Origin of the sequence: Kitasatospora sp. NPDC048194, from assembly GCF_043202455.1 — a bacterium.
Classification (GTDB): Bacteria; Actinomycetota; Actinomycetes; order Streptomycetales; family Streptomycetaceae; genus Kitasatospora.
Genome location: NZ_JBIDAK010000002.1, coordinates 168,918 through 185,351, shown reverse-complemented (window position 1 = coordinate 185,351; position 16,434 = coordinate 168,918). Strand labels below are relative to the sequence as shown.

Annotated in this window: 14 protein-coding genes; 5 read left to right on the top strand and 9 right to left on the bottom strand. The window is 75.6% G+C overall.

The genetic code is table 11. From position 1 onward, the window contains the following. Positions 1 to 92 precede the first annotated feature (92 nt). The 4 genes from ACGF07_RS03325 to ACGF07_RS03310 all read right to left on the bottom strand — a co-directional run bounded on the left by ACGF07_RS03325 (position 93) and on the right by ACGF07_RS03310 (position 4,707). Positions 93 to 464 (bottom strand): fic family toxin-antitoxin system, toxin component, encoded by a 372-nt coding sequence (locus tag ACGF07_RS03325; RefSeq protein ID WP_392894931.1) that lies wholly within the window; start codon positions 462 to 464, stop codon positions 93 to 95. Between the two features lie 156 nt (positions 465 to 620). Then, positions 621 to 2,417 (bottom strand): acyl-CoA dehydrogenase, encoded by a 1,797-nt coding sequence (locus tag ACGF07_RS03320; RefSeq protein ID WP_392894929.1) that lies wholly within the window; start codon positions 2,415 to 2,417, stop codon positions 621 to 623. A gap of 207 nt (positions 2,418 to 2,624) precedes the next feature. Further along, a complete protein-coding gene (locus ACGF07_RS03315; protein ID WP_392894927.1) occupies positions 2,625 to 4,037 on the bottom strand; it encodes an ATP-binding protein in 1,413 nt (470 codons plus the stop codon). After that, a complete protein-coding gene (locus ACGF07_RS03310; protein WP_350748302.1) occupies positions 4,030 to 4,707 on the bottom strand; it encodes a response regulator transcription factor in 678 nt (225 codons plus the stop codon). Before ACGF07_RS03310 ends, ACGF07_RS03315 begins: the two co-directional genes overlap by 8 nt. A gap of 139 nt (positions 4,708 to 4,846) precedes the next feature. Between ACGF07_RS03310 and ACGF07_RS03305 the strand changes: the two genes are divergently transcribed. From ACGF07_RS03305 to ACGF07_RS03295, 3 genes are all read left to right on the top strand, one after another. Then, complete coding sequence (locus ACGF07_RS03305; RefSeq protein ID WP_392894925.1) at positions 4,847 to 5,458, top strand: hypothetical protein; 612 nt, start codon at positions 4,847 to 4,849, stop codon at positions 5,456 to 5,458. A gap of 142 nt (positions 5,459 to 5,600) precedes the next feature. Then, on the top strand, positions 5,601 to 6,392 hold the full coding sequence (locus tag ACGF07_RS03300) for a hypothetical protein (RefSeq protein ID WP_392894923.1): 792 nt from the start codon (positions 5,601 to 5,603) through the stop codon (positions 6,390 to 6,392). Positions 6,393 to 6,527: 135 nt separating this feature from the next. Further along, positions 6,528 to 7,295: a phosphatase PAP2 family protein gene (locus tag ACGF07_RS03295; RefSeq protein ID WP_392894921.1), complete on the top strand. Its 768-nt coding sequence runs from the start codon at positions 6,528 to 6,530 to the stop codon at positions 7,293 to 7,295. A 96-nt stretch (positions 7,296 to 7,391) separates the two neighbouring features. Here the strand turns inward: ACGF07_RS03295 and ACGF07_RS03290 are convergent, their stop codons facing one another. The 3 genes from ACGF07_RS03290 to ACGF07_RS03280 form a co-directional block, all read right to left on the bottom strand. After that, positions 7,392 to 8,342: a DUF4232 domain-containing protein gene (locus ACGF07_RS03290; protein ID WP_392894919.1), complete on the bottom strand. Its 951-nt coding sequence runs from the start codon at positions 8,340 to 8,342 to the stop codon at positions 7,392 to 7,394. 284 nt (positions 8,343 to 8,626) lie between these two features. Beyond that, positions 8,627 to 8,908 (bottom strand): DUF6296 family protein, encoded by a 282-nt coding sequence (locus tag ACGF07_RS03285; protein WP_392894917.1) that lies wholly within the window; start codon positions 8,906 to 8,908, stop codon positions 8,627 to 8,629. A 197-nt stretch (positions 8,909 to 9,105) separates the two neighbouring features. After that, positions 9,106 to 10,263 carry a hypothetical protein gene (locus tag ACGF07_RS03280; RefSeq protein ID WP_392894915.1) on the bottom strand — a complete coding sequence of 386 codons (1,158 nt, stop codon included), beginning with the start codon at positions 10,261 to 10,263 and terminating at the stop codon, positions 9,106 to 9,108. Between the two features lie 280 nt (positions 10,264 to 10,543). Between ACGF07_RS03280 and ACGF07_RS03275 the strand changes: the two genes are divergently transcribed. Next, positions 10,544 to 10,951 carry a hypothetical protein gene (locus tag ACGF07_RS03275; protein WP_392894913.1) on the top strand — a complete coding sequence of 136 codons (408 nt, stop codon included), beginning with the start codon at positions 10,544 to 10,546 and terminating at the stop codon, positions 10,949 to 10,951. Between the two features lie 37 nt (positions 10,952 to 10,988). On the opposite strand, the gene ACGF07_RS03270 is transcribed toward ACGF07_RS03275, so the two are convergent. After that, entirely contained in the window at positions 10,989 to 11,777 is a 789-nt protein-coding gene (locus ACGF07_RS03270) for a hypothetical protein (protein ID WP_392894911.1), read from the bottom strand. A gap of 482 nt (positions 11,778 to 12,259) precedes the next feature. After that, on the bottom strand, positions 12,260 to 14,977 hold the full coding sequence (locus ACGF07_RS03265; protein WP_392894909.1) for an SdrD B-like domain-containing protein: 2,718 nt from the start codon (positions 14,975 to 14,977) through the stop codon (positions 12,260 to 12,262). Between the two features lie 621 nt (positions 14,978 to 15,598). On the opposite strand from ACGF07_RS03265, the gene ACGF07_RS03260 reads away from it, so the two are divergent. Beyond that, positions 15,599 to 16,318 (top strand): TetR/AcrR family transcriptional regulator, encoded by a 720-nt coding sequence (locus tag ACGF07_RS03260; protein ID WP_392894908.1) that lies wholly within the window; start codon positions 15,599 to 15,601, stop codon positions 16,316 to 16,318. Positions 16,319 to 16,434: the final 116 nt, after the last annotated feature.

The following is a 16,434-nucleotide window of genomic DNA, read 5'->3' as shown; positions in this document are numbered from 1 at the left end:
GGTTCACGACCCTAGTACGGGCACTGAGCGACCGCGATCGTCCGGGCCCACGGGCGTCCGGCCCACGGGCGTCCGGCCCGCGGGCGTCCGGCTCAGTCGTACCAGCTGCGGATCGCGGCCGCCGTCTCACGGACGTCTGCCGCCCCGCTCCGGATCCGGGCGGCGAGGTCGACGGCCTGGTCGGGGCCGGCGGTGACGACGAGACCGGAGGCGGCGAGGTAGGAGGCGGCGACCACGGCGGCGAAGTGCTCGTTGCCCGACTCCAGGGCGGGGACGCGGATCAGTTGGTGCATCAGGGCGGCGGCGCGCTGGTGCGCGCCTTCGTAGACGGGAACGCCGAGGACGCAGTCGGCGTGGCGGGCCACGGCGGCGGCGAGGGTGCCGTAGTCGGTGATGTCCGGGTCGTTCGGCAGGCACTGGTGGGCGATGTCCAGGAGCCAGGCCCGGTCGATCCGCAGGATCACGCGGCGCCCGCCGGGGCGTCGGGGGCGGGGCGGACGGCACCGTCCGGTGGCACGGTCAGCGGCTTCATGCAGGCGAGCGTAGCGAGGTGTAGCAGGCGCTACAAAGAGGCGGCCCCTCCGGACGGCGGATCGACCGGACCGGAGGGACCGGGCTGGTCAGAACCACTCGGGCCGGCAGTCCGCCGCCGTCCGGTCCAGGCTGTCGAGCAGGTCGAACTGCGGCCCGGTGCGCGGCAGTTCCACCCGGAAGAAGTACCGGGCCGCCTGCCGCTTGCCCTCCCGGAAGGCGTCCGTGCCGTCGCCCAGCGCGAGGAACTGCTCCAGCCAGATCCAGGCGAGCACCACGTGGCCGACGGCCTCCAGGTAGGTGGAGGCGTTGGCCAGGGCGGCGGCCGGGTCCCCGGTCGCCCAGAGGCCGGCGGTGGTCCGCCCGATCCGCTCCGCCGCCCGCCGCAGCGCGGCGGAGAGTTCGGACGCCTCGCCGCCGGCCTCCTCGGCCCGCTCGGCGGTCGCGGTGAGGGTGTCGAGCAGCAGCCTCAGCCCCGCGCCGCCGTCCATGACGACCTTGCGGCCGAGCAGGTCCAGGCCGTGGATGCCGTGGGTGCCCTCGTGGATGGGGTTGAGCCGGTTGTCCCGGTAGAACTGCTCGACGTCGTACTCGCGGGTGTAGCCGTAGCCGCCGTGCACCTGGATGGCGAGGTCGTTGGCGGTCAGGCACCACTGCGAGGGCCAGCTCTTGGCGATCGGCGTCAGCACGTCCAGCAGCAGGTGGGCGCGGGCGCGCTCGGCTTCCTCCGGGGCGGTGGCCTCCTCGTCCAGCAGGCGGCTGCAGTAGAGGCCGAGGGCGAGGGCGCCCTCCACGTAGCTCTTCTGCGCCAGCAGCATCCGGCGCACGTCGGGGTGCTCGATGATCGGCACCTGCGGGGCGCCGGGGTCCTTGGCGGCGAGCGGGCGGCCCTGGGGGCGGGTGCGCGCGTAGTCGAGGGCGTGGAGGTACCCGGTGTAGCCGAGCGCGGCGGCACCCTGGCCGACGCCGATCCGGGCCTCGTTCATCATGTGGAACATGTAGGCCAGGCCGTGGTGGGCCTCCCCCACCAGGTGGCCGACCGCGCCCGGCGAGCCCCCGGGGGTGTGCCGCCCCTCGCCGAAGTTGAGCAGGGTGTTGGTGGTGCCGCGGTAGCCCATCTTGTGGTTGAGCCCGGCCAGGACGACGTCGTTGCGCTCCCCGAGGGTGCCGTCCGGCCGGACCAGGAACTTGGGCACGACGAACAGCGAGATGCCCTTCACGCCGGCCGGGCCGCCGGGGATCCTGGCCAGCACCAGGTGGACGATGTTCTCGCTCAGTTCGTGGTCCCCGCCGGAGATCCACATCTTGGTGCCGGTGATCCGGTACGTTCCGTCGCCCTGCGGGACCGCCTTGGTGGTGATGTCGGCGAGCGAGGAGCCGGCCTGCGGCTCCGACAGGCACATGGTGCCGAAGAAGCGGCCCTCGACCATCGGGCGCACGTAGGTGTCGACCTGCTCCCGACTGCCGTGCGCCTGCAGCAGGTTGGCGTTGCCGACGGTGAGCAGCGGGTAGGAGGCGGTGGCGATGTTGGCGGCCTGGAACCAGGCCCGGCAGGCGTTGGCGACCACGACGGGCAGCTGCTGGCCGCCGACCTCGTGGTCCATGGCGGCGCCGATCAGCCCCGCCTCGGCGAAGACCTCCAGGGCCTCCCTGACCTCCGGGATGAGGTGCACCCGCTCGCCGTCGAAGCGGGGCTCCTGGGCGTCGTTCTTCTTGTTGTGGGGGGCGAAGTGCCGGGTCGCGATCGCCTCGCTGAGTTCGAGGACGGCGTCGAAGGTGTCCCGGTCGTGGTCGGCGAAGCGGGGGCGGCGGGTCAGGGCTGTGACGTCCAGCCAGTCGTGCAGCAGGAAGTCGAGATCGCGGCGGGAGAGCAGCAGGGAGTCCACGGCGAGGCGTCCGATCGGAGAGGCGGCGGGAGCGGGTACGGGCTACGGGCGGTTGACCTCCGCGCCATCCTGCTCCAGCCGACGGCCTCTAAGCAAGCGCTTAGTCACGCGAAGAGGGAGAACACCTGGCCCGAGCCGCCGTCGCGGCACACCGCGCGGGCCGCGCTCGCCGGACTGCCCCCTGCCGCGCCCGTACCGGGCAGCCGGCTACAGGCCGTGGCGGTCGGCCCGGGGCAGCACGGTCCGGAAGGTCGTCGGTCCTGGCCCGTCGACGACGCCGAGCGTCCCGCCGTGGATGGCGGCGATGTCCCGGGCGATCGGCAGGCCGAGGCCGGTACCGCCGTCGTCCCTGCTGCGGGCGTCGTCCAGGCGGGCGAAGCGTTCGAAGATCTTCTCCCGGTCGGCGCCGTCGATCCGCGGCCCGTCGTTGACGACGTCCAGCACGGCCGCCGGACCGGCCCCCCGACCGGCCGCCGGCTCGCCGGTGAGCCGCACGGTGACGCCGCTCCGGGCGTGCCGCTGGGCGTTGTCGAGCAGGTTGGTGAGCAGCCGTCCGAGCCACAGCGGGTTGCCGGGCACGACGAGGGCGTCGGGCAGCTCGACCGTGACGGGGTGGGGCTCGGTGCCGCGGGCCGCGAGCGTCGTGCGCACCAGCTCCGCCAGGTCGACGGGTTCCCCCGGCCAGTCGTGTCCGGCCGCGTCCAGCCGGGCGAGCAGCAGGAGGTCGGCGGCGAGGGCCTGCAACCGCCCGGTGTCCTCCAGGGCGCCCGCCACCAGGTCAGCGCGGACCTCGGGGTCGGGGTGGGCGAGGGCCACTTCGAGCTGGGTGCGCAGCACGGTGAGCGGGCTGCGCAGTTCGTGGGAGGCGTCGGCGATGAAGCGGCGCTGTCGGGCCCCGGCGGCTTCCAGCCGGCCGAGCATCGCGTTCATGGTGCCGGCCAGCCGGGCGATCTCGTCGTCGCTGCGGGGTTCCGGCACCCGGCGGTCGAGGTCCCGGTCGCCGATCGCGGCGACCTCCGCGCGGATGGCTTCCACCGGCCGCAGGGCGCGTCCGGTCGCCCGCCACGTCAGGGCGCCGACGGTGAGCAGCAGGACGGTGCTCAGGACGGCGAGGGCGGCGGTGGTGAGGTCCTCGGCGGCGTCCACGGTGCGCAGCGAGGCGCCGACGTGGATGGTGACGGGGCCGCTGGGCGTGCCGGCGGTGAGGGTCGTGACGCGCTGGTGGTGCTGGTCGCCGAGGGCGCCCAGGTTGAAGGTGCGGTGGCCGTCCGGACGGCCGGTGGGGGCGACGGCGGGGCGGCCGGTCAGGTTCTGGCTGGCGGCGACCACCCGGCCGGCCGCGTCGACCACCTGGATGAAGTCGGTGCCGTGGTCCAGCGGGAGCTGGCTGTCCAGGTGCCCGTCCGCGGCCTGGCGGGCGACGGCCTGGGCCTGCTCGCGGGCGCCGTCCTCCACCGTGCGGGCCAGGTTGGCGCGCAGCAGCAGGACGACGGTGCCCGAGGCCACGGCGAGGACGAGGGCGACGCTGAGGCAGGCGGCCAGCGTGGTGCGGGCGCGGACGGAGCGCGGGGTCAACCGGTCGGCCAGGGCCGCGAGGCGTGCCGGGAGGCGGTCAGCCACCGTCGGCCGCCAGGCGGTAGCCCGCGCCGCGCACGGTCTGCACCGCGGCGCGCCCGTACGGGGTGTCGATCTTGCGCCGCAGGGCGCTGACGTGGACTTCGACGGTGTTCGGGTCGCTGTCCGGGCCGCTGTCCCAGACCGCCTCGAGGATCTCCCGCTTGGACACGGCCTCCCCGGCCCGGCGGGCGAGGTGGTCGAGGATCGCGAACTCGCGCGGGGTGAGGGCGATGGGCGAGCCGCCACGGGTGCAGGTGCGGGCGGCGGAGTCGACCACCAGGTCCCCCAGGACGGTGCGCCGGGGTGCCCGGCTGCCGATCCGGCGGGCGAGCGCCCTGAGCCGGGCGACGAGCACGACGAAGGAGAACGGCTTGGCGAGGTAGTCGTCGGCACCGGTGTCCAGCGCCTCGGCCTCGTCCCACTCGCCGTCCTTGGCGGTGAGCATCAGGATGCCGACGTCGCTGCCGGAGGCCCGCAGCCGGGAGCACACCCGGTAGCCGTTCAGGCCGGGCAGCATGATGTCGAGGACGACCACGTCGTAGGCGCGCTCCATGGCCCGGGCCAGGCCGGTCAGCCCGTCGTGGGCGACGTCGACGGTGAACCCCTCGGTGGCCAGCCCGTGCTGCAGGGCCAGGGCCAGCCGGCGTTCGTCCTCCACCACCAGTACGCGCATGCCCACCAGGGTCGCAGGTCGCCCCGGCGGAAGGCTTAAGGGGTCTTCAGGTCTTCAGCCGATCTTCAGCAACGCTCGGTCATCCTGTCCGTCTCGCCCGGGGACGGCCCGGGCCAGGCCGAGGATCGGGGTGGGTGCCGTGAGCGAGCCCATGGAGACGGGTACCGAGGAGCCGCAGCAGAGCGCGGGCAGGACGCGTACGGGTCTGGGCCGCGCCGGACGGTGGGTGCGCCGCCGTTCGAAGCGCTGGGTCGTGGTCGGGGCGGCGGCGGTCGTGCTCGGCGGTGCGGCGGCCGCGGTGGCGATGCACCACGAGCACGAGGGTCACGGCGACGGCCGCCGGTGGGCGGCGGGCGACCAGGACCGGTTCGACGGGCAGGAGCGCGGCCACGGCCAGGAGCGCGGCGACGGCCAGGGTGCCGGCGAGGGCCAGGGGCGTGACGGTGGCCGCCAGCGGCACGGCGGCCGGCACGAGCAGCAGGGCCCCCAGGGCCGCTCCGACGACTCCGAGCAGGCCCGGACCGGGCAGGACGCACCGGCGCCGCTGCCGGCGACCGACGCGGCCGACGCCGTCGCCAAGGCCGCGGCCGCCGTCAGCGGCGGCAAGGTGCAGTCGCTGACCCCGGTGGCCGAGCAGGGCGGCGGTCGCGCCTGGCGCGCGGTGGTGGTCGGTCCCGACGGCGTGCGGCACGCGGTGACGGTGGACGGCGCCAACGGCACGGTCACCGGCAACACCGTCCTCGGCGGGTGACCACCGACACCGCCCTCGGTGCTCGGACCGCCGAGGTCCCACCCATGGCAGCAGGTACGGCCGGTCCGGCCGGAGCCGCCGGCAGGACCGGCACGGCTGGTGACCGGCCCGCACAGAAGGGAGCGCCGTCGACTTGGGCGCAGTGACAACCCCCCGGGCGGCCGAGCGCCGCCGGGCCGTGCCCGCGCGGCCGGTCCTGAGCAAGGTCCCGCAGGTGACGGCGGTGTTCTGGGCCGTCAAGATCCTCACCACCGGCATGGGCGAGACCACCTCCGACTACCTCGCCCGGGTCCTCGGGCCCGTCCCGGCGGTCGGCTCGGCCGGGCTGCTGCTGGCCGTCGCGCTGTTCGCCCAGGCCCGGGCCCGGCGCTACGTGCCGGCGGTGTACTGGGCGGCGGTGATCATGGTGAGCGTGTTCGGCACCATGGCCGCCGACGTCGCGCACGTCGCCCTCGGCGTTCCGTACGCCGCCTCGGCGGCGGCGTTCGCCGTGGCCCTCGTCCTGGTGTTCGTGCTGTGGCGCCGGACCGAGGGCACTCTCGCGGTGGAGACCGTCGCGGGCGGCCGCCGCGAGGTCTACTACTGGTGCGCGGTGATGGCCACCTTCGCGCTCGGCACGGCCGTCGGGGACCTGACCGCCGCCACCCTGGGCTGGGGCTACCTGCCCTCCGGGCTGCTGTTCGCTGCCCTGATCGCGGTGCCCGCGCTCGCCCACCGGCTCACCGGCCTCCCGCCGGTCCCGGCCTTCTGGTGGGCCTACGTGCTGACCAGGCCGCTCGGCGCCTGCTTCGCCGACTGGGCCGGCGTCAGCCGTGCGCGCGGGGGCCTGGACCTGGGCACCGGGCCGGTCAGCCTCGTGCTCGCGGTGGTGATCGTGGCGGCCGTGGCGTGGCTGAGCGCGGCCGAGCGCCGCGAGGACCGAGCATTGGCCTGATCCCCGGTCGGCCATCGGGCCGGCCCGGGTCCTGATCCGAGGAAGGGCGCAGCACGCGATGAGCCACCCGTGGAGCCTTCCGGCCGCCGGACCGCCGGCGGCCGGAGCAGCCGTGGGGGCCGACTCGGAGCGGCTGTGCCCGCGTCTCCCGGCGGGTGCGTGGTGACGGCGGGCCGGCCGGTCACGCCGGCGCGAAGCAGCCGCGACCGGCAGCGCCGGCTCGTGGTCGCCGTCGCGGTGCTGCCGGCCGCGGCCCTGGCGGCGCTGACGGCCCTGCTCGCCTCCAGGGGCTGGACCCCGTTCGGCTTCGAGCGGAGCGCCGACGCGTGGAGCGCGAGCCACCGGCCCGCCCCCGCCCGTACGGTGGCGGCGGCGATCACCTCGCTCGGCTCCGGCGCCGTGCCGTACCTCCTCGCCCTGGCCGCCGGGGCCGTCGCCCTCCGGGCCCTGCCGCCGCCCCGGGCACCGCGCCGGGCGGTGCTGCTGCTGACGGCCCCACTGCTGTGGCTGCTCGCGGGCCAGGCGGTGCGGCTGGGTCTGATGCAGGCCTTCGCGCGACCCCGGCCGCCCCGGCCGGACTGGGCCACCGCCGCCTCCGGCTACTCCTACCCCTCGGGGCACTCCTTCACCTCCACGGTCTGTGCCGGGCTGCTGGCCATGGCCGTCGTCCGGGCCCGCCCGGCGGCCGCCGCGGGCCGGGCGGTCGTCGCGGCCGCTGCCCTGTTCGCGGCCCTGGTCGGCCTCAGCCGCGTCTACCTCGGGGTGCACTGGCCCCTGGACGTCCTCGGCGGCTGGCTGCTCGGCTGCATCTGGCTCGCCGTGGGCTCGGCGGTGCTTCCCCGGGTCCCGGGCACCGGCCCGCCGCCGGTCGCGCGCGGGTCCGGGGAGGCGCCAGGGGCATGACCGCGGGTCCCGGATGCGGCCGTCGCGGGGGGCGGCGCCGGGAGCGCGAGGGCCCGCGGCCCGGAGGACGTTCGAGGGGAGGCCTATGACGCCCGGTCAGCCCGCCGGACGGCTGGGCACCGGCTCCGTGCCGTCGTCCGGGGCCCAGGCACCGACGCCGAGCCGGCCGGTGGTGCCGAGGTCGAGTTCCGGGGTGACCATCACCGGGGCCGCCTGCGCAGTGGCCCGGACGCGGACGTAGGGGACGTTCACCGGCTCTCCGGCCTCGGTGGTGTTGCGCCACACCAGCGTCGCGTGGGCGCCCTCCCCCGGGCGCAGTTCGATCCGCTGCGGCGGGGCGTCCGCGCCGGTGCCGGTGGCGATCTGGCTGCCGCCGGGCAGGATGGCCACCCCCTCGACCGGGCGGTGCCGCAGGTCGAGCAGCTCCAGTTGCGGGTAGCCGTCGAGGGTCACCGGGGACGTGCCGCAGTTGCGCAGCACGAGCCCGACCACGCGCAGGCCCATCGCGGCGTCGCCCTGGTCGGCGTAGAGCCGCAGGCCCGACGCCGGGCACGGGCCGCCGGGCTGCGGCGCCTCGGCACTGGGGACGCTGCGGACCCTGGCGATGCCCACCCGTGGTGCGGCGCCCGGCCGGTGCGGACCGCCGCCGGCCAGCTCGGTGCGCTTCCGCTCGGTGGCTCCCGGGGCGAGGCCGGTGACCGTTGCGGTGAGCCGGTCCAAGGCGGCCCCGGTCGCCGAGCGCCGAGCGAACTCCACGGTGACGTCGGACCGTTCGCCGCCCTGGTTGGTCACCTCGTACTCCACACAGGTGCGGCCGACGGAGACGATCCGCACGCCGTCCTGCGCGAGGCCGTCCGACTCCACCGAACCGGCGGCGGCGGTGGCGATCGGCGCCCCGCACGGTGCGCCGCCGGCCGATGCCGCAGGACCGTGGGCACTTCGGGAGCCGCAGCCGGCCAGCAGGACGGCGGAGAGCGCGACGGCGGCGGAGAGCGCGACCGGCCGACGGCCCGTCAGCGGAGCATGAGAGTTCTCGGACTGGCGCATCCGATGATGCGATCACGAACCGCCCGGGAGCGGCTGTGAGCCGCACCACTTCCTCTGCAACAGCCGTGCAACGCTCCTCGCCCGCTCGGCCGGCGCGGGACTGACGACCACTGCGGGACTGACGACGACTCAGGCCCGGACGCGATGCCCGGTTCCCGACCCGGGCGAGCATCCCGGGATCTCCGGGACAGGCGCCTGCCGGGCCATGCCGATGGGGTGCCCTGGGGAACGGCAACGGGGGTGGAGGCCGGACAGGGCGGAACCAAGCGGTCACGCTCCGCTGGTCACTGCCAGGCGGAACGCGTCAGGGACTCGGTGCGCGGCGCGCGGGACGGCAGCGGTACGGCGTGCAGGCAGGGGTGGCTGGGTGTTCCGGCCGGAGCGGCCAGGACGGTGGCCACCTCGCCGCTGATCTCCACCCGGAGGTCGCCGTCCGTGTTCTCCCAGACCAGCGTCCCGCCGGGGCCGACGGCCTCGGTGGCGTGGACCACGACGACGGACGGCGGGGCGTGCCCGCAGATCGGTCCGGGCAGGGTCACCGCGTAGCGGCGCTCAAGGCTCTCCATGGCCGGCCTCCTCGTGTGGCACCCCCGCTCGCACTGTCCATTGTGCCCACGGGCGCGCGATTGTACACGAACGGAGACCAACCGGTGGTCTGTGGATCCGACGCTCCGGAAACCTTCACCCCCTTGCGCCGTTGCAGCCGGGTCGGCGGGCGGCCGGGTGGTCGATCCGGCGGGTCACCACCACCCGGTGACCAGTGTCAGGCCACCCATCGCAGGACGGCGCCGAGGCCGCCGGGCGGGCCGGGCACGGCCTCAGGCACCAGCAGCGCCTCCGCGCCGACGGCCGTTGCGCAGCGCAGCAGGGCGTCGGCGGCCGGTGCCTGGTGCGGCTCGGCGACTCCCATGGCCCGCAGGTCGTTCCGTTGCACGCCGATGTGCTCGGGCCGCGGGCCCGTCCACACCGGGCGCTCCGGGTCGTGGCCGCCCGGCTGGAGCAGCAGTGCGGCGAGCTGGTTCTGCCGGGCGGCGGCGACCACGGCGGGCACGCCCTGGGCGGCGGCGCCGGGCGCGGTCTCGGTGCCGGCGGCGTCGGTGCCGTGCTCCCCCGGGCGTCCGATGCCGGTGCGGAAGGCGTCCAGCACGGTGTCCAGGTGATGCGTCCGGTGACCGTTCCAGGCCGTCGCGATCCGCTGGTCGAAGACCTCACGGGCGATGCCGTCGGCCCGGCCGCCGCCGTCCACCTCGACGGTGTGCGGCCGCAGCTGCGGCGGCAGCAGCTCGTGGACGGCCCGGCGCTCCCGGACGTCGCCGGTCAGCACGAGCAGGTCCGCGCCGCTGCCCGGCCAGACCCGGCCGAGGTGGTCGGCGATGATCGCGGCGGTGCGGTCCCAGGCGTCCTCGACCCGGTGGCGGTAGTGCCACTCGTACCGGTCGGCGGGCGGGGCGCGATGGCCTCGGCCCTGCCACTGCTTGCCCTCGACGGTGCCCAGCCGAGCGGCACCGCCGAACTCCCGGCGCTCCAGTTCGGCGCCGGTGCGGTCGACGGCCACCACCAGGCAGCGCGGAAGGGCGTCGTCGAGCAGGTCGAGCAGCGGGGCGGTGTGCGGCAGCGGCGCCCAGTCGACGGCCACGTCGGGCGGTGAGGTGGCGAGCGCGGTGTCGACCACGACCTCGCCGTCGGCGGCGAACAGCGCCCGCCCGGGCGGGGAGCCGCCGGCCGGTTCGGCGGCCAGCCGGTCCCGGACGGCGGCGCAGGTGCGGTCGTCGACGCCGAGCCCGGCCAGTCGGTGTACGGCCGCGCGGTCGAGGAGGGCCCGGCGCGGGGCGGCGTCCTCGGTGGCGCGGGAGGTGTCGAGGTAGACGGAGGCCCAGGGGCCGGGCCGGTCGAGCAGCGGTGTGAGGAACGCGAGATCCATGGCGGCCTCCCGGAATCGGCGGGCTACTGGCCGGCGCCTACCCGACTGCGGGCCGCGGACACCCGGCCGGGGCGGTCGGGCGCGTCGGCCGTGCGGAGGGGTCGGCCGTGCGGAGGCCGGGTCCACCGTCTGGCGACCGGGTCGGCCGTTCGGAGGCAGTCGGATGAACTGACCGAGCCGCTCCGACCGCGGTGCGCGGGTGGTCGGTACGGTCGGTGCCCGGTTGGAGGGCTCGCTGGAGCGGGCCCGGAGACTTCGGAGACTCGAGACTGGAGACGACATGAGGCTTTCCGGACGCCGGACCGGCACCGCCGTCGCCGTCGCGCTCGGCGTCGCGGGTCTCACGGCCGGTGCCCGCGCCGTGGCGTCCGCCCGGGCCGCGGCGTCGGTCCCCGTCCGGGTGGACATGCCCGCAGTGGTGCCCGTCGCCCTGAGCGTCACCCAGGCGCGGCCCACCAGCCTGAGCGCGTCCGCGGCCCATGCCCGGACCGGCGAGCCGCTGCCAGGCCTGGCCGTCCGGTTCTACTCGGCGGCGGGCCGCTTCCTGGGCTCCTCCACCACGGACGGCGACGGCGTCGCCGAGGTCGCCGTCCCGCCGGACCTCGGGCCCGGCGGCCACCTGGCCTCGGTGTTCGGGGACGGCTTCCACTCCGCCGCCCGGGCCGTGCTGCCCGCCGGGGCCCGCTGACTCCGCCGACCGCTGCCCCGCGCCCCGCCCCACCGCGTCAGCCGGTGAGCCAGGGGGCCTCGGGCAGCTTGGCGTCCGCCCGCTGTCCGGAGAACTCGAGCGTGGTCGGGGTGCCGAGGCCCGCCATCTGCATGGTGACCCGGCCCAGCGTGCCGTTCCCGTCCACCCAGTAGGTGAGCGGCGATCGGGCGCCGTCCGGAGCCGCGCCCTGGGCGCGCGGGCCCGCGAAGCGGTCGTAGTCGTGGTCGCCGATCCGGTCGCGGCCGAGCCGGCGGGCCCCGGACTGGGCGAGCAGCAGCGGGTTGTCCGGCCGGTCCGCGCCGAGTTGGACCAGCAGTTGGAGGCCGGCGTCCAGCGGATCGGCGGTGTAGGAGCGCGGGGACCAGCCGGTGCGGGGGATCCGCTCGGCCTGCTGCCAGGGCGGGGCCGGATCACCCTCGGGGTCGGGGGCCAAGCCGAGGCCGCCGGTGTCCCAGATGACCAGGCCGTGGTCGAGCGGGCCGCTCGCGCCGGTGGTCCGGTAGCGCCCGGCGCCCCGGTGGGTCCGGTAGTCGACCACCCCTTCGATCCGGACCTGCACTCCCCCGCCCTCGGCGGCGGTGAGCACCACCCCGACCGGGCTGGCCTGGTAGAGGTTCAGCCGCGACAGCGCCAACCGGGACGCCTCGTCCGTGGTGACCGGCCGCTCGGCGGTCCCGTCGGAGGCCGACCGGTAGGCGACGACACCGGCCGCCACGGCGCCGCAGACCGCGAGCGCGATCAGCGCCCTCAGCCAGTGGGCCTTCCGGCGGGGCGGCGGGGCGGCGGTCCTGGTCCTGCGGGCCATGCGGCTTCCTTCTCCCGATCTCTTCGACTCGTGTCCGTCCGTGTCCGTTGCGTCCCTTCCGGCCCAGGGTTCCGGCCCCGGGCTCCGGCCCACCGTCGGTCCCGGTCGGCGCGGGAACCGGTAGCGGAGTCGCCCCAGGGACCGGCCACGGACGGCCCACGGGCCGGCCATTGGACCGGCCAGGGACCGGCCATTGGACCCTCCAGGCACCGGTCAGGGATTCGGGCGGGGGGGGCGGGCCCCCCCCCCCGGCCCCCCCCCCGGCCGGGGGGGGCCCCCCCCCGCCCCGGGGGGGGGGGGCCCGGGGGGGGGGGGCCGGCGCGGGCCCCGCCCGGGGCGGCCCCGGGCGGGGGGGGGCCCCCGGCCCGGCCCCCCCCCCCGCCCCCCCCCCCCCCCGGGGGGGGGTGGGGGGGGGGGGCCCCCCCCCCGCGGGCGCCCCCCCGCCCGTTCCGGTTCGTCACCCCGTCATCGGCGGGGTGCGCCTACCGGTGCTGGGCCCTGCGCCTGCGCGTCAGGACGAACAGCGCCGCACCGAGCACGGTGAGCGCCGCGGCGCCCGTGGTGATCAGCGGGAGGCCCTCCCCCGCTCCGGTGTGGGGGAGCTGCCCGCCCGGTGCCGGCGGGGCCGGCGGTGCGGGCGGAGCGGGCGGTGCCGGGTTGGTCGGCGCCGGGGTGGGCGTCGTCGACTCGGTCGGGGACGGCGTGGGAGTGGGCGTCGGGGTGGACGTCGGGGTCGGGATCAGCTTGTTGACGGCCGTCACCTCGACTCCGGCGTCGAGGTTGTCGGCGGTGAGCACCAGCGGCCCGAAGACGGTGGTGTCCGGGGCCGAGTAGCCGGCCGGCGGGCTGAGTTCCTGCCAGTAGTACGTGCCGACCGTACCGCTGCCCCGGCAGATGCCGTCGGCCGCGGTCGTACAGGGCTCACCGACGGGCGTGTCGGCCTTGGTACCGGTGGTCTGGAGGCCGTCGGTGCCGTTGGTGTCGCGCCACAGCTGGAACTTGGCCCCGGGGAGCGGCTTGCCGTCCTGGTCGTGCTTGACCAGTTTCAGCGCGCCCTCCTGCTGCCGGAAGCCGAAGTCGAAGGTGTGGTCGTTCTCGCCCGGTCCGCCGGTGGTCAGCGCCCGTTCGGGGAACTTCGCGTCGGCGGGGACGATGCCCTTGGAGTCGACGAAGTGGTTGTCGCCGACGTCGTGGTCGGTGGGCACCCACTGGTACAGGGGCCCGCCCTTGGCGTAGTCGGCCGGGTTGTCGAGGCGGATGGTGTACTTGGTCCGGGGCTTGAGCCCGCCGGTGACGTCGGAGTCGTCAAAGTAGTACTCGCCGCGCGCCGTCGTCTTCGTCGTGCCGACCAGCTTCCCCGACTCGTCGTAGAGGTTGACGGTGGCGCCCGCGACCGGGCGCTGGCCCGGGTTCTGGACGCCCTTGCGCTCGGGGTCGTACCAGACCCGGTTGCCGATCTGCAGCGGCGCCTGGTCGCAGAGCACTTCGAGGTCACCCATCGCGGCGCCCTTGCCGAAGGGGGAGGCGGTTCCCGCCGGAGTCAGCCGCAGGCCGAACTTCGGGTCGTTCGTGCCGTCCTTGCGCTCCAGGAACGAGGTGCCGTAGCCGACGGCGGTGTGGTCGGGGTCGAAGGCGGAGACCGCGACGGTGCTCTCGACCTTGGAGAGCGCCGTGCCGGCGAACGCCGTGTTGTGGTGACCACCCCAGGCGGTGGCAAAGAACCGGATGCCCCGGGGGGAGAGCCCGCAGCCGAGGTTGACGTCCATCACGTACATGACGTTCGACAGGCAGGCCTTGTTCAGGTCGCCGCCGGACATGACGGTGGCCGAGTTCGGCGCCGGGGCGCCCGGTCCGCGGTCGGCGAAGCGGTCCTTGAAGGCCAGCAGCATCGAGCCGTCGGTCTCGAACTGGATCTCGCCGAGCTCCGGTTCGGGAAAGGCGATGGTGGTGTTGCCGCAGACCCTGCCGTTCTGCGAGGCCGGGAAGGTGCTGGTCCACGGGAACCAGCCCGCGCCGTCGCACGGGCCGCCGCCGACGGTGGACTGGCGCGGGTAGTCCATCGGCTGGTCCAGCACCGGCTTGCCGAACGCCCCGGTGTCGAGGTCGAACGGCAGGACCAGGGCGCGCACGTCGGTCAGCTTGCCGGTGGACTCGCCGGAGCAGACTCCGCCGAGGTAGCCGGTGCCGTCCTGCATGCCGAGGCCGTAGGGCCGCCAGTCCGCAGCCGACGGGCAGCCGGGGTCCGGGATCGGGTAGGAGGCCTTGGGCGCGGAGGCCGTCGGCTTGGTGGCGTCGTAGCGGTAGAGCTTGCGGTCGTTCAGGTTGACGACGAACAGGTCCTTGCCGTCGTCGGTGATCTTGATGCCGCCCAGGCTCTCCTTTCCGGGCACGTCGAGGAAGGCGTCGTCCGTCCCCGGCCCGTGCGCGGTGCTGCCCGCGTTCGGGACGGTGGTGAAGACGGTCGTCTTCTTCTTCGCCGGGTCGCTCAGGTCGGTGACGTAGATCCCGCCGGAGCCGGCGGGGCCGTAGTCGGTGGTGCGCTTGGCCGTTGCCGCGGAGAACAGCCGCTTTTCCGCCTTGTTCCAGGCGAGGCCGAAGATCGTGCCGGTCTCGGCGTCGGTGGCGATGTTCGTCGCCGCGTTGCCAGGGCCCTCCTGGCCGCGCATGTCGTACGGGAAGGTGACCAGCGTGCGCTGGTTCCCGCCCTGGTAGGTGGGCGTCTGACAGGCCGTTGCCAGCGGCGCGTTCTTCTGGCAGTAGTCCCCCGGGTTCCAGAGCCCGGTGGTGTACGAGACGTTCTTGCCCCCGGAGAGGTCGACAAACTCCTCGTTGCTGCTGAGCTGGGTGGGTGCGCCGTCCAGCCCCTGACGCGAGGCGAAGGCCGGGAACAGCACGCCCGGCTTCGGGTTCACCACCTGCACCCGGTACTTGCCGCCGGCCGCCTTGGTCGTCGCCGGGGCGAGCGTCACCGTGCCGTCCGCCGCCGTGACGCCGTCGATCCCGAAGCCGGCGTCATCGGTGAGCGTGACCTTCACGCCCGCGATGCCCGGCTCCAGCGCGGGCGTCCACACCCCGGAGGTGTCCACGGCCCGGATCACCCGGACCGTCACTGAGCCGTCCCCGGTCTGCGAGACGGCCGCCGGGGCCACCGCCAACGAGGAACTTCCCACCGCGATGGCGAGCGCCGCCAGGCGGCTCACGGCGTGGCGTCCGGGCAGGCCCGGTCGTCGCCGTCCCGGACCGCGAGCGGCGCCGGTCATCCGTTCACTTGTCGTTGTCATCCCTGCTCTCATCGTCCCGAGGGCCCACCGCCCGAGCTCGCGAGGGAGTTCGCGTGTGGCGGGGAAGCCGCCATTGTTAACGGGAGCTTAAAGGGGCTTCACTCAACTACGGGCTGGAATCCGGAACTTTGACGTATCGTCAGATGTATCCAGCGGGGCGGCCGATCGACCGCGCTCCACCGGGAACACCACCGGACCTGCGGGAACGCACCCCGCAGCGGCTCCCGGACGTAGACCGAGCGCCAAGTCGACAAAGCCGGGCGCCCCGTACGGGCGAACGCCGGCTCGAACACCACCACGAGCAACTCGGCGATTGCACACACGGTGCACAGAACTGCACACGACTCATTCCGCCTCACCGGCCCCAGGAGCACCGACAGCCGGGGCCCAGGCAGCGGCGGCCGGGCCCGGAGGCAGCGGCTCGCGAAACGGCGCCCGGGGCCGGCCGTGAACCGGCTCCGATCCGGCTCGACACGGGGCCGGGCATCGGTTCTCCCACCCTCTGGATTACGTCAACGTGTTTGACCTAGTCTGCCCGGCATGAGCGAACGCGTGGTCCCCGAACCCGAGCGCCGGCGCCGCAGGCCCACCAAGCACGGGGTCGTCCTCTCCCGGGAGCTGATCGTCGACACCGCACTGCGGCTGATCGGGCAACACGGCGCCGAGGCCCTCACCGTGCGGCGCCTCGGCGCCGCGCTCGGTGCCGACCCCAGCGCCGTCTACCGGTACTTCCACAGCACCGACGACCTGCTGCTGGCCGTCGCCGACGAGCTGATCGGGCTCGCCCAGGCGGGCTGGCAGCCCACCGGCGACTGGCGGGCCGACCTGCGGGCCATCGGGCTGCGGATCCACTCCGCCTACCAGGCCCACCCGCAGGCCGCCGTCCTGGCCGCCCACCGCACCACCGGCCGCACCCACGAGACCGCCGCCGTCGAGGCGATCCTCGGGGTGCTGCGCAGGGCGGGCTTCCCGGACCGGGAGGCCGTGCGGATCTACCACGCCTTCGTCGACCAGAGCCTGGGTTTCGCCGCACTGGACGCCGCCGCCCTCGCCCTGCCCGCCGCCGCGGCCCGGGCGGACCTCGAGGTCTGGCAGGCGTCCTACGCCCAGCTCGACCCCGCGACCCACCCCCACATCGCGGCGACCGCCCACCTGCTGACCGCCGACATGCGGTCCAGCGGCTACCCGTACGCCCTCGAGCTGCTCCTCGACGCGGCCGCCGCCCGGCTCGCCGCGGCGGGTCACGCCGGGACGAGCTGAGCGGCGGGCCGGGCCGGGGAGCGCGCCGAGCCGCGAGCCGGGCGGGGCCGGGGAGCGCGCCGAGCCGCGAGCCGGGCGGGCAAGCCAGCGCGCCGAGCTGGGCCGGGAGCGCGCCG

Bases quoted from the DNA above. Each gene is read 5' to 3' on its own strand.
- ACGF07_RS03270 (WP_392894911.1), bottom strand. From the start codon at position 11,777: ATGGCCCGCAGGACCAGGACCGCCGCCCCGCCGCCCCGCCGGAAGGCC.
- ACGF07_RS03260 (WP_392894908.1), top strand. From the start codon at position 15,599: ATGAGCGAACGCGTGGTCCCCGAACCCGAGCGCCGGCGCCGCAGGCCC.
- ACGF07_RS03275 (WP_392894913.1), top strand. From the start codon at position 10,544: ATGAGGCTTTCCGGACGCCGGACCGGCACCGCCGTCGCCGTCGCGCTC.
- ACGF07_RS03310 (WP_350748302.1), bottom strand. From the start codon at position 4,707: ATGCGCGTACTGGTGGTGGAGGACGAACGCCGGCTGGCCCTGGCCCTG.
- ACGF07_RS03290 (WP_392894919.1), bottom strand. From the start codon at position 8,342: ATGCGCCAGTCCGAGAACTCTCATGCTCCGCTGACGGGCCGTCGGCCG.
- ACGF07_RS03285 (WP_392894917.1), bottom strand. From the start codon at position 8,908: ATGGAGAGCCTTGAGCGCCGCTACGCGGTGACCCTGCCCGGACCGATC.
- ACGF07_RS03280 (WP_392894915.1), bottom strand. From the start codon at position 10,263: ATGGATCTCGCGTTCCTCACACCGCTGCTCGACCGGCCCGGCCCCTGG.